Source organism: Lactobacillus sp. A27, assembly GCF_016742815.1.
GTDB lineage: Bacteria > Bacillota > Bacilli > Lactobacillales > Lactobacillaceae > Lactobacillus > Lactobacillus gallinarum.
The window spans coordinates 43007-55019 of record NZ_JAEHNT010000013.1 but is presented as its reverse complement, the minus strand read 5'-3'; the positions used below and the strand labels follow the sequence as shown (position 1 = coordinate 55019).

Genomic DNA, 12013 nt, shown 5'->3' with positions numbered 1-12013 from the left:
GATCTACAATGCCGTTAGAGACGGTAAGCCCTATCCATCCCCGCATTAAAATACGGGGATTTTCGGGCGTTTTTCATTAAAAATTTATTGGTTAGAAATATTGCTAGCGGCGTGTTGAAATACGACCACAAGCATTTTGAGGCTACAAGAAATGCGACAACTTCAGTTAAAAGCATTTCATCAGATGGTCAAAAGCTTTCTTACACTACGGGTAAAGACAAGAGCAATTTATTTGTTAACAAAAGTCTAAATACAGGTGAATCTACTGATTTAACTGTCAACGTAGTTACCGGTGTACCTAAGAGACAAGATCGTTTTGGCTACCAAAATATCAACGGCGGTAAGGTTTATAACCTGTCATTCTGTTTCCCATACTTAAGCGATTATCGCAACGGTAAGTGGAATTATCACCCATACTACGACGCCGGTGAAAACCGCAACAGTGCTGTAAGCAACTTCCACGTTAGTTTCTTTGCACCTAAGAGCTACAAGGTTGCAGCTTCTGGTAAAAATACCACTAAGAATGGTAAAACCACAATTGTTGCCAACAACATGCGTGAAGTCGGCATCACAGCTTCCAACAAGTTCAAGGTTGATCACGCTTATGCAAACGGCGTAAGAATCAACGACTATTACCTTGCAAGCAAAAACAGCAGGCAATACAACAAGCTAGCTTTGATGACTGCTCAAGACAGTTTCCACATTTTTACCAAGAAGATCGGCAAATATCCTTACAAAGAAATCGATATTACTGAAGGCTTGCTTGGTAAAGATACCGGTGGGATGGAATATCCTGGCTTGATCATGATCGACGCTAGTGGCTTTTTACAAAAGAAGCACCCACTTGATAGATATAATGAATTAACTGAAGATGTTTCTCACGAAGTTGGTCACCAATGGTTCTACGGCACTGTCGGCAGCGACGAATACATGGAACCTTGGCTTGACGAAGGTCTTACCAACCTCCTTGAAAATGGCGTTTACGATTTGACCTACACTAAGAGTAAGTCCTACTGTGCTAAACTGATGCACAGCAAGTTCTACACTCGTAAGAACGTCAAGCGTGCTAACAAGATCTTAAAAGAAAATGCTAACCAATTCATTAATAAGAATCAAAAGGCCAACTACATCAACTACCCTGTTAATAATCCACCAAAAGGTGTTGATACTGAAGACATGGCTTACGAACTTGGTATGGATTTCCCTGCTGTTTTAAAAGTAGCCATGGGTGAAAATAAGTTTTTTGATGCTTTACACGATTACTACCAAACTTACTACTTGAAGCAAGCAACCACGCAAGACTTCTTGAACATTATCAGTAAGTACGATAATTCAAAGAAGGTTAACAACGTGATCAATAAATTTATTGATCCTAAGTACTTAAGTGAATAAAATCAAATAACCCCGAAAACGTTTGAGTTTCGAGGTTATTTTTATAGTCTCATAAGTGCTAAAATCAACTTAATGGATTATTACAAAGGAGATTAAATATGACTACTAAAAAATTAGCAACTATCGCAGCGGCTTTATTAATCAGTGTTACACCAGCAACTGCTATTATCAATCAACCTGTTCACACAGTTCAAGCAGCTACGCAATCACAAAAAGGTAAAGTTACTCTCAAGAAATCCTTTAACGGCACAGTTCAAGTCTTCAACAGCAAAGGCAATACCACTACCACTACCCAAAAAGTCAATGGCAAGAAGATGACTGTTGCTTCAACGGTTAAATCAGGCTCAAGTTTTAAATATTATGGCAAGCCTATCCTGATCCAAGGTAAAAAAGTAGATGCAAAAACTTCTAAGAACTACCACTACACTACCGCTTCTTACGTTAACATCGGTAAAAAACGCTACATCAAATCTTTGAATGTTAGCTCAATGGATGGACAAAATGTTTTAATCTTAAGTTCCAACTCTCGCATTTATGATAAAAACGGTCACCGCACTACTTTCAACGGTATGTCGCTTATTCCTAAATATATGCTAGTTAAAACGCCAGCTAAAACCCACGCCACAACTAAGAATGACGTATTTTTCTACTTTGCAAATCTTAGCGGATCTAAGAAAAGAAGTTTGAATACAACCACTATCAAGGGCAAGCCTTTTTATGCTTTAGGCAACGGTGCTTATATTTATGCTTCAAATGCTGGTTTTGTTAACGGCAACACTCTTTACCAAGCTTCTGGCACCACTACAGCCACTATTTTAAACAAGATCCATGTTTTGAATAATAATCTTAAGTCAACCAGCAAGTTGCTCAAGATTGGTCAAAAAGTTAAGGTAGATGCCACCAAGACCACTGGTAAAGGCGACAGCGCTGCACTTTACTTCAGAATTGCCGGTACCAAAGGTAAAAACGCACAATACATTTACTGGGGCGACGATGCTGAATATGGTATGGATCAAGAAAGCACTACTGATGAATTTCAAGGTAACTTCAATTTAGATAATCACCTTGCTAATTAAGATAATATGCTAAAATTAAATTAACGATAATATATGGCGACCTAGAATCGTGAGGTTTTCCTCAAAGTATCTTTCTAGGTCGCTTTTTTCAATGTAGGAGAAAATTTATGGATGAATTATTTGCTAAAGCCCCGATCAAAAAGGTCTACTTTAAGCTAGCATTGCCAGTTGTTCTAGGGATGATCACTACCATGATCTACAACCTGGCAGACACAATGTTTGTTGCCAAAACTGGTGATACAAACTTGGTAGCAGGAATCACGATCGGTGCCCCGCTCTTTACCTTTTTAATTGCCGTTTCCGACATTTTTGGTCTCGGTGGTTCTTCACTAATTTCACGGCTATTCGGTGAAAGAAATTATCAATTAAGTAAACGAGTAAGCAGTTTTTGCATGATCGGTGGATTTGTTACTGGTTTAATACTAACAGCCATTTTACTATTTTTTGAAAATCCGATCCTTCATCTTTTAGGAGCAAAAGCTGCCACCTATCAAGATGCTGCCGATTTTTATCGTGTAATATCAATTGGCGCTGCGCCAATTATCTTTTCAATTATTCCGCAAAATCTAATCAGAACAGAAGGCCTAGCTACTCAAGCAATGGTTGCCACAATGACAGGCACAATTTTGGCAATTATTCTTGATCCGATTTTCCTATTTAGTTTAAAAATGGGCGCAATTGGTGTTGGGATTGCGAATGTTACTGGTTATTTAGTCACCGATATTATTCTTATCTACTATGTTTTATACAAAACCGAATATATCAAATTAAAGCTAAAATACAGCAAAATTAACGGTAAAACAATCAATGATATCGTAGCCATCGGCATCCCCGGTTCAATCACCAACTTCGCTCAAAGCTTTGGCATGGCACTTCTTAACTCATCTTTAGCTCTATACGGTGCAAAAAAAGTTGCCGCAATGGGAATCACCCAAAAGATTTACAGTATCGTTATCTTGGTAATCGTTGGTTTTGCCTTTGGTTCACAACCTTTAATTGGTTACAACTATGGTGCTAAAAACTGGAAACGATTAAAGAAAATTCTAAACTTTGATATTCTTGTGCAAGTTGTCTACGCTGTAGTTTCAGGTGGACTATTGTTCCTCTTTGCTCGTCCAGTTACTGCTTTATTTATGAATCAACCGGACATCGTTAATGCCGGCAGTTACATGTTAATTGCGACCATCATTACTACACCAATCGTTGGTATCATTTTAGTTTACACTACCGTCTTCCAATCAGTAGGTAATGCTTGGGCCGCCTTCATCATGGCAATTACTCGTCAAGGCGTTGTCTACTTTATCGCATTAGAAATTCTAAAAGTCACATTTGGCTACCACGGTATCGTTTGGGCTCAAGCAGCCAGTGATATCATCACCTGCATCATCGGTTACTTTATTTATGAAAAGAGCCTGGATCTCAAGGATAAAATCAAAGATTAGCCAAAATAAAAACTGCTCTCTTATTGAGAACAGTTTTTTTCATGCTTATCTTTCAATTAAAGCAATTTTTCAAAAGCATCTTCATACTTAGGAATATCGCCGGCACCCATGAAGACGATGACTGAATTCTTATTCTTGGTCAAATCAGCAATATTATCCAAATCAATTACTTCAGAACCTGGAATATTTTTAACTAAGTCTTCGCTTGAAATATCACCATTAGCTTCACGAGCTGAAGCATAAATTGGAGTAACGTATGCTTTATCTACATCGCGCAAAATTTCTTCGAAGTCTTTTTGATACTTCTTGGTTCTTGAGAAAGTATGTGGTTGGAAGACTACGACTAACTTTTTATCTGGGAACTTTTGACGAGCGGCTTGAATAGTTGCACGCATTTCTGTTGGGTGGTGAGCATAGTCATCAATAACTGCAATGTCGCCAAAGTCTTTTTCACTAAATCTACGCTTAGCACCCTTAAAGGTAAGAAGACCATCACGAATGTCATCCATTGGTACCTTTTCAGTGTAGGCAACCGCAATAACAGCAGTTGAGTTCAAAATGCTGTGGTCACCAAACAAGTGAATTTCAAATTCGCCAAGATCCTTGCCATGTGCTAAAACATGGAACTTAGAACCAGTAGTTGACTTCTTAATGTCAGTAGCTTGGAAGTCATCAGTGTCGTTAAAGCCGTAAGTGTATTTAGGAATATCAGTCTTAAGGCTTGGAAGACGCTTGTCATCGCCCCATACAAACAATGCCTTCTTAGTTTGATCAGCAGCTGATTGGAATGCACTAGTGTAGTCAGCTTGATCCTTGAAGTAATCTGGGTGATCAAAGTCGATGTTAGTCATAATTTGGTAATCTGGGTGATATGCCAAGAAGTGACGACGGTATTCATCAGCTTCGTAAACGAAGAAGCGTGAGTCTGGAACACCCTTACCACGACCGTCACCAATTAAGTAAGTAGTTGGTGCAACTTCACCTAAAACGTGTGACAAAAGACTAGTGGTTGAAGTCTTGCCGTGAGTACCTGAAATACCAATTGAAGTATGCATTTGAACGATTTCTTCAACAGTATCTGGGTAGCTTTGCCACTTAACGCCCTTATCAAGACATGCCTTAACTTCTGGGTTATCTTCCTTGAAGGCGTTACCCTTAACGATTACTTGTTCATCGTTACCCTTGATGTTGCTTGGGTCAAAGTCCTTAACTTCAATACCAGCTTTTTCAAGTGGAACTTGAGTGAAGGTGTACTTTTCAATATCACTACCTGCTACGTTGTAGCCTAAGTCATGTAAAAGCAAGGCAAGGGATGCCATACCTGTACCCTTAATACCAATGAACCAAATTTGTTTATTCTTGTCTAACATTTATTTACCCTCGAATTTTTAACGTTTTTATTCGTTAACTATTTTACCATTTTTGTATGATATAATTTTGAAAAATTACAGAAAGGTACCCAATATGAAATTTGATAAATTTTCTCCCGTAACTGGCAATGACTTAACAATCGTCCAAGGTCAATCACGCTACGGCGTTGACTGCCAAGATAGCACAATCGATATTTATGATTTAACTACTGACAAATACTGGCAAGATAATCCTTTTCCAGGTAATCAATTGGTCTTCTTCAATTTTCAAACTGGACAAAAATTTGAACCGATGTCACGTAAAGAAAACCAATTCTTCTTTAGCGTTATCTACCAAAATGGTTATTTCTATTTTTTACACGCCCAACTTGATCAAGATCAACTAACCTTATTCAAATATCTTCCTAGTCAAAAACCTGAAATTATTCATCAAATGCCACTTACTGGTTTACATACTCTTAATTTATCGCTAGTTAATGATCGAGCACATGTCTGGATTGCTTCTTTTAATGATGCCATTGACTTCTACTATCCGCAAAAATTTTCCGTAGTTAATGAACCCGATCAAAGCCTGCTTTTCATCGATGATAACAAGCTTTACTTTGAACAAAATAGTGACTTTTATTCAGATAACGAATACGAACACATTCCTGATCGGATAATCATCAAAGATTTTAATGATCATGTTCTCAACAACATGCAAGGAAATATCATCTTGCTATCTAATGGTCTATGGCAAAAAGTTAATGATAGTTTCATCTTGCCTTATTGGGGAGAACAGCACCCGTTAAATGGTCAAGATCGGTATTGGGTAACAATTTCTGATTATACTAATTTTGAAGATCTACGTAAGAGTTATTGGAAAAATAGAATCTATCCTGGTAATCGTCTGATCTTTTTTGATCAAAAGACTGGCAAAACTTTTTCACCATTTTCAGCTAAGCCTAATATTTGTTACGGTGAAGCTATTTTCAATGATGGATTTTTCTATTTTACTCAAGTAAACATTGAAGCAAACGAATTACATATTTTTAAATACTATCCTGAACAAGAAGCAGAAATTATTTTTATCTGCTCATTAAATGCGGTAAATTTAAATGATCTATATCTAATACGTTCTGATAATCAAGTACAATTAATCAGCAATACTGATCAGAACTCAGAAACAGAAAATTCCGTAGTCAAAGGTGTTTTCCCTGAAAAATTCACCCTAACTTGTACTGAAAGTCAATTGCCTCTATTTATGAAGAATCATCAAATGTATTTCAGTGATTATGAAGAGCAGTACAATGACAATGGTGATTTTGTTAAATACGTTTACTACACCTGTAGCAAAAATTTAAACAATAAATTAATTTCAAAAGAACTTGGCTTGTACACTCTAGCTCCAGACGGCAAATGGTGGTTAAGCTAACAAAAAAGTTGATAAATTAGCTTCAAAACTAGTTTATCAACTTTTTACTTTATATTTTTATTAATTATCATGTGCTATTATTTTTCTTGACCAATTAGGTAGTTCAGAAGTCATAAAATGCTTATTATCAATCCGCTGATAAGTTCTAATTAATGAGTCACCTGAATTGTCATAGATACTTACAGAATCAAACTTTCTTATCAATTCGTATAATGTATTTAAGGATCTATCATATTTTTTCTAACACCGTGACCACCGTTTGCTACTCGAATTTTAACACGCTCAATTGCCAGTTCGGCTGATGATAAACCTACATAAAGTAAACATATATCTTGCCAATCCCAACCATTTCGACGACTTATTTCATCTGCATTTATTTCATATGGTATGACTTTATTAAACTGACTTTGAGTTAATGTGGATTTCCCCGCTCCATTCACACCAGCAAAAAATATACAAAATAGGCATTAATACGGTCCACCTTGACTAATAAGTTTTTGCTGTTTTTGTGCCAGAATATAATTATAAATACTATTCCATAATGTCCATTCATCTTGATCTTTTGCATCATTACAACGTTGCTCAACATCAATTAGACTAACGGCATTAATTGAGCGAATAATTTGTTCAGTATCTGACATAAAATCATATCCTTTGAGTATAATATTATACAAAATCAAATCAAAAAAGATTGCAAAACCATTCAAGTGTTGCAATCTTTTTTATATACTAAATTCAAATTATAAAGTAATTTCACCACTAGCGATCAATTCGTCGCACTTAGTTGGTTCAAATTCTGCACCAACTTCAAAGTTGTCAGGAACAACCATAATACCACGCTTTTGTGGTGCGTGTGGAAGTCCTAATTCACGAGCTGAACAAATCATACCGTATGAATCAACACCGCGAAGAGCGCCTGGCCAAATTTGTTCACCATTTGGCATTAAAGTACCTGGAAGAGCAACAACAACCTTTTGGCCTTGTGCAATGTTAGGAGCACCACAAACGATTTGGTGTTCTTCACCGTCACCTACTTCAACAGTAGTTACGTGAAGGTGATCTGAATCTGGGTGCTTTTCACAGGTCTTAACGTAGCCGTAAACAAGAGTTGGCTTGCCATAAGCTAACTTATCATCAAAACCAACTTCAGCAAGCTTCTTATTTAATGCTGCAAGTTCATCATCTGAAAGCTTAACTGGACCATTTGGCAACTTGTCAAAGTCGATTAACTTATCAACATTGAAAAAGTTAAAGCCAATAGTCTTGCCTTCATCGTTAGTTACGCGAGTAACATCTTCTTTTTCTTCAAATGAACTACGGCCTTCATCATGACCCATAATCACGATCAAAGTATTAGGATAAGCTTCTTTATTAGTACTAGTAATCATGCTTCTCTATTTTCTCCTTTTAATCAAGTGATCGTAAAAAGTTTTCTACTTCATCTTTAGTTTTACGGTCCTTATTTACTAGTCTACCAATTTCTTTGCCATCTTGGTAGACAACAAATGAAGGAATTCCCATAATCATTAATTTTTTTGCAACATCCATTGAGCCATCACGGTCAATTTGGTAAAACTTAGCATCTGAGAAATCTTTTTCAATTTCTGGCAAGAATGGATCTAAGAAACGGCAATCAGGGCACCAGTTTGCAGAAAATTCCAATACAACGCGGCCTGACTTCGTGATTTCTGTTAATTGATCTTCTGTTAATTCTTTAATCTTTTCCATAATTTTATCCCTCATTATCAGCTTACTATTTATAAGTATTTTAATGATTAAAAATTCATTTTACAAGTGCTATGCTTCAAAACTTGCATGCAATGCATAAATTGGATTGCCTTTAGCAGCAAATTTATGCTCGTATTCAGTTTCAATATTCTTCTCCACGATTTCGGGCTTTTCGTGATGTAAGTCTACTGAAACGAAATCAAAGTGCATCCCAAAATTATTCATACTTTGCACAGAATAAGCAAACAAACCAGAATTATCTGTCTTAAATTCGATATGACCGTCATTAGTTAAGACTTGTTGATATTTAGCTAAAAAGCTCTTATAAGTCAATCTACGCTTCTCGTGGCGGGTCTTTGGCCATGGATCACTAAAGTTTAAGTAAATGACATTTGTGCTGTTTTCAGGGAAGAAACAGTTAATATCAGCCGCATCCCCACGCAAAATTTGTAAGTTATCTAGACCCTTTTCAAGCTTAGTTCTCAAAATAATCCCAGCTGCAGTAGTTTGAAGTTCAAGTGCTACATAATTTTTATCGGGATTATTTTCAGCTAATGTAGTAATAAAATGTCCTTTACCAGAACCTACTTCAATTTCAATTGGATTGTCATTACCAAAACGTGCTGCCCAATCAATCTTCTTGTCAGGGTCAGGATTTTGCAAAACACTTTCAGGATGTTCATTAACGAGCTTTACAGCCCAAGGTTTATTTCTTAATCTCATTCTTTCAATTCCTATCTCTTTATTTTTTGTTGTTTAACTCTAACTGGCAAATAACCATAATTGATAATCATCGTGAAGACAAACAATACCACAATACTAATCCAAAGATGAGAATCAATTGGCAATAATATCAACCAGAATACGCTGACTAATAACCATTGAATCAAAAGTCCTAAATTTAAGACTTTGACTAAGTCTTTCCCGCGATTATCACGCACAATGGGATAAACACGATACATGATGTTTGAATCAAATTCGGTTGCCATTGGCAATAATTGGTAAACGGTCAAGAAAATAACTAAGCAGGACAAACCAAGTGCCCAGCGCCAATCTTGTACTAGCCAGGAAATCAAAATGGCAAAAACTGTCATTCTAACTAATAAATTCAAGTATTCTGGATTTCTAAGCAGTGATCTCCGGTACAAGAATAAGTTAGGATTTTCTTTAGCAATTGCCTTAGGTAAAAGAAAATCAAGATATTTTCTACGTTTAATCGTCACTTGTTTTTCTTCAACATCGGTGAACATGCTGAAGATGCTGTAGACACGGTCTTTTCTTGCTTTTTCACTTTCAACAGCATAACGCCAGTTAAAAACTCCCTTATCTTTTTTTGTACCTAAGTGACCCATCATCATTAAAACAATGACTTCAATCGGATATACATAAGAACCAAGGCTACCAATTAATAAAACCACCAAGGTAATTAATAAGCTAACCCAATTAGGAAAATTGTAGTAAAAATACAAATTCTCTTTTTCAATTAATATCATGACTGCCTTTAAGAGAATCGTCCCAATTAAAATTAAAACATATGACCAGACTGGAATTCCTGCCTTAATCGTAGCAAATGGAAATAAAATTCCCCCTAAGAGTACAATCAAGATTGTTGGCAAAACCAAGCTATACTTGATCATTGGTTTGAGATATTCATCCATCTGCTCATCTTGAGTGAACAAAAACTGCATATCAGCATCTTTTAACAAAGTAACCAAATGCCCCGTTAATAGCGGTAGCCACAATAAAAAGCCCACTAATGGCTTGTAAAACCATAAGTTATTGGGGATCACTTTCATGGCTTGTGCATACCAGAACATCAAAGCCCCGAATAAAAAGATCAAAGCCAAAATAAAGAAGTCATTGAAAACCAGTGTTAAATACTTAACTGATTGCTTAAGGTTTTCGTTTAACCTTTTTTTCGCTAAATCACGCATTGCCATTATCCTCTCTATTCAAAGCTAAATAGAGTTTATCAAATGGATCATCAGGCCTTAAACCATAGTGCTGACGAATTTCTTGCAAATTGCCAATCACTTCAATTGTTCCGCGATTTAAAACAGCATAATTAGAAATTGCTTGTTGCGCATCAGCTAATACGTGAGTAGTCATCAGCACCATCTTGCCGTTAGCGATTGACTGCTTAATTAAATCTATCAAATTGGCTACTGCAAGTGGATCAAGCCCAGTAAATGGTTCATCAATAACGAGCAAGCTTGTATCTGCTAAAAAGGCTGACACGATCATTACCTTTTGTCGCATCCCTTTAGAGAAGTGAATTGGTAACCAATCAAGCTTATCATCTAATCTAAACATTTTAAGCAATTCATGTGCTCGATCCCATGACTTACTTGCATCAAGGCCATAACTAAGCATGGTTAATTCCAAATGTTCCTTTAACGTTAATTCTGGATACAAAACTGGTGTTTCAGGAATATAAGCAACTTGCCGCTTAAATTTGGTTGGTTGCATCGTCAAATTCACGTCATTGAGTAAAATCTTACCCTTCTGTGGTCTAAGCAAACCTAAAATGTGCTTAATCGTAGTCGACTTACCCGCACCGTTTAAACCAATTAAGCCCAGTGCTTCTCCTGGCTTAATCTCCAAATTAATATCTTTAATAACTGGGACACCAGTATAGCCCCCAGTTAAGTGTTCAATTTTTAATGTCATTTCTTCGTTTCTTTCCTTAGTAAACTATCATGTTTTATAATATCATGGATATTAGTAGAAACTAAAGTCTAACAAATAAGAGGTAATTATATGGAAAATAAAAATTTAGTTGACGATTGTTTATTCTGCAAAATTATCCGCGGTGAAGTTCCAAGTTACACTGTCTTTGAAAACGACGACGTTAAAGCTTTCTTAGACATTTCTCAAGTTAACCCAGGCCACACTTTGATGATCCCTAAGAAGCACATCACTAACTTATTTGACTACACTAAGGAAGATGCCCAAAGATATTTGCAATACATTCCTGAAATTGCTAATGCAATCAAAAAGGCATTTCCTAACGTTACTGGTATGAACATTACCACTAACAACGGTAAGTCAGCTAACCAAGTAGTAATGCACTCACATATTCACTTCATTCCTCGTTTTGAAGGCGATGGCTTGAAGCTCATGACTCGTAACAACGCCGATCAATACGATGAAGCAAAATACAATGAAGTAGCTGATAAGATTAAAGCTCAATTTTAAGGAGAAATAATGAAACATTTTCTTTTAGGTACTATTTTTGGTGCAGCAGCTGGAACCGTTTTTTCTTGCATGAAAGATAGCGAAGGCAATCGTCCCGGCAAACCACTCAAAGATGAATTTGATGCATTTAAGCATGAAACTAGCCGCTTTAATCAAGCTTTACAAAAAGCCAAAAAAGCTAGTCAAGATTTAAATGATCAAATGTCTCAAGCTGAACGAACTATTAGTGATATCAGTGATAATATTGAAAAATATTCAAGACATATTGAACCAACTGTTGATAAAATCAAACAAAAAAGTGATCAATTAAATCAAGATTTTGGTGAAAATAATATCGTTAAATAAGAAATATTAAAGAAAATTTGATTTTTTTATGAATATTGCTTATTTGAA

The 12013-nt window shown here is 36.2% G+C and carries 14 protein-coding genes; 6 read left to right on the top strand and 8 right to left on the bottom strand.

From position 1 onward, the window contains the following. Positions 1–87 precede the first annotated feature (87 nt). From JEM49_RS10425 to JEM49_RS02500, 3 genes are all read left to right on the top strand, one after another. Entirely contained in the window at positions 88–1392 is a 1305-nt protein-coding gene (locus JEM49_RS10425) for a M1 family metallopeptidase (RefSeq protein WP_242509735.1), read from the top strand. Positions 1393–1490: 98 nt separating this feature from the next. Then, positions 1491–2468, top strand: a complete 978-nt coding sequence (locus JEM49_RS02505; protein WP_201873476.1) for an SLAP domain-containing protein — start codon at positions 1491–1493, stop codon at positions 2466–2468. Between the two features lie 107 nt (positions 2469–2575). Next, complete coding sequence (locus tag JEM49_RS02500) at positions 2576–3910, top strand: MATE family efflux transporter (RefSeq protein ID WP_201873475.1); 1335 nt, start codon at positions 2576–2578, stop codon at positions 3908–3910. Between the two features lie 56 nt (positions 3911–3966). Here the strand turns inward: JEM49_RS02500 and murC are convergent, their stop codons facing one another. Beyond that, positions 3967–5280: a UDP-N-acetylmuramate--L-alanine ligase gene (gene murC, locus JEM49_RS02495; protein ID WP_201873474.1), complete on the bottom strand. Its 1314-nt coding sequence runs from the start codon at positions 5278–5280 to the stop codon at positions 3967–3969. A gap of 94 nt (positions 5281–5374) precedes the next feature. On the opposite strand from murC, the gene JEM49_RS02490 reads away from it, so the two are divergent. Further along, positions 5375–6694, top strand: coding sequence for a hypothetical protein (locus tag JEM49_RS02490; RefSeq protein ID WP_201873473.1), 1320 nt, complete (start codon positions 5375–5377; stop codon positions 6692–6694). Between the two features lie 218 nt (positions 6695–6912). Here JEM49_RS02490 and JEM49_RS02485 read toward each other — a convergent pair whose 3' ends face one another. From JEM49_RS02485 to JEM49_RS02455, 7 genes are all read right to left on the bottom strand, one after another. Further along, positions 6913–7134, bottom strand: coding sequence for a hypothetical protein (locus JEM49_RS02485; RefSeq protein WP_207187900.1), 222 nt, complete (start codon positions 7132–7134; stop codon positions 6913–6915). Between the two features lie 27 nt (positions 7135–7161). Continuing rightward, the gene (locus JEM49_RS02480) at positions 7162–7335 is read right to left on the bottom strand and encodes a hypothetical protein (RefSeq protein WP_198565284.1); all 174 of its coding nucleotides are present in this window, start codon (positions 7333–7335) and stop codon (positions 7162–7164) included. Positions 7336–7434: 99 nt separating this feature from the next. Further along, positions 7435–8082: a YtpR family tRNA-binding protein gene (gene ytpR / locus JEM49_RS02475; RefSeq protein WP_012212147.1), complete on the bottom strand. Its 648-nt coding sequence runs from the start codon at positions 8080–8082 to the stop codon at positions 7435–7437. A 19-nt stretch (positions 8083–8101) separates the two neighbouring features. After that, the gene (locus JEM49_RS02470; RefSeq protein ID WP_025005554.1) at positions 8102–8422 is read right to left on the bottom strand and encodes a thioredoxin family protein; all 321 of its coding nucleotides are present in this window, start codon (positions 8420–8422) and stop codon (positions 8102–8104) included. Positions 8423–8491: 69 nt separating this feature from the next. Next, a complete protein-coding gene (trmB, locus tag JEM49_RS02465) occupies positions 8492–9145 on the bottom strand; it encodes a tRNA (guanosine(46)-N7)-methyltransferase TrmB (RefSeq protein WP_087176134.1) in 654 nt (217 codons plus the stop codon). An 11-nt stretch (positions 9146–9156) separates the two neighbouring features. Then, positions 9157–10356: an ABC transporter permease gene (locus tag JEM49_RS02460; protein ID WP_201873471.1), complete on the bottom strand. Its 1200-nt coding sequence runs from the start codon at positions 10354–10356 to the stop codon at positions 9157–9159. Further along, positions 10349–11092 (bottom strand): ABC transporter ATP-binding protein, encoded by a 744-nt coding sequence (locus tag JEM49_RS02455; protein WP_025005551.1) that lies wholly within the window; start codon positions 11090–11092, stop codon positions 10349–10351. Before JEM49_RS02455 ends, JEM49_RS02460 begins: the two co-directional genes overlap by 8 nt. A 90-nt stretch (positions 11093–11182) precedes the next feature. Here JEM49_RS02455 and JEM49_RS02450 point away from each other — a divergent pair, with 90 nt between their 5' ends. Together JEM49_RS02450 and JEM49_RS02445 are read left to right on the top strand one after the other, a co-directional pair. Beyond that, the gene (locus tag JEM49_RS02450; protein ID WP_003627196.1) at positions 11183–11620 is read left to right on the top strand and encodes an HIT family protein; all 438 of its coding nucleotides are present in this window, start codon (positions 11183–11185) and stop codon (positions 11618–11620) included. A gap of 9 nt (positions 11621–11629) precedes the next feature. Then, on the top strand, positions 11630–11965 hold the full coding sequence (locus JEM49_RS02445; protein WP_201873469.1) for a hypothetical protein: 336 nt from the start codon (positions 11630–11632) through the stop codon (positions 11963–11965). Positions 11966–12013 lie beyond the last annotated feature (48 nt).

Coding starts and splice junctions, on each gene's coding strand:
- JEM49_RS02505 (WP_201873476.1), top strand. CDS start 1,491: ATGACTACTAAAAAATTAGCAACTATCGCAGCGGCTTTATTAATCAGT.
- JEM49_RS02500 (WP_201873475.1), top strand. CDS start 2,576: ATGGATGAATTATTTGCTAAAGCCCCGATCAAAAAGGTCTACTTTAAG.
- murC (WP_201873474.1), bottom strand. CDS start 5,280: ATGTTAGACAAGAATAAACAAATTTGGTTCATTGGTATTAAGGGTACA.
- JEM49_RS02490 (WP_201873473.1), top strand. CDS start 5,375: ATGAAATTTGATAAATTTTCTCCCGTAACTGGCAATGACTTAACAATC.
- JEM49_RS02480 (WP_198565284.1), bottom strand. CDS start 7,335: ATGTCAGATACTGAACAAATTATTCGCTCAATTAATGCCGTTAGTCTA.
- ytpR (WP_012212147.1), bottom strand. CDS start 8,082: ATGATTACTAGTACTAATAAAGAAGCTTATCCTAATACTTTGATCGTG.
- JEM49_RS02470 (WP_025005554.1), bottom strand. CDS start 8,422: ATGGAAAAGATTAAAGAATTAACAGAAGATCAATTAACAGAAATCACG.
- trmB (WP_087176134.1), bottom strand. CDS start 9,145: ATGAGATTAAGAAATAAACCTTGGGCTGTAAAGCTCGTTAATGAACAT.
- JEM49_RS02460 (WP_201873471.1), bottom strand. CDS start 10,356: ATGCGTGATTTAGCGAAAAAAAGGTTAAACGAAAACCTTAAGCAATCA.
- JEM49_RS02455 (WP_025005551.1), bottom strand. CDS start 11,092: ATGACATTAAAAATTGAACACTTAACTGGGGGCTATACTGGTGTCCCA.
- JEM49_RS02450 (WP_003627196.1), top strand. CDS start 11,183: ATGGAAAATAAAAATTTAGTTGACGATTGTTTATTCTGCAAAATTATC.
- JEM49_RS02445 (WP_201873469.1), top strand. CDS start 11,630: ATGAAACATTTTCTTTTAGGTACTATTTTTGGTGCAGCAGCTGGAACC.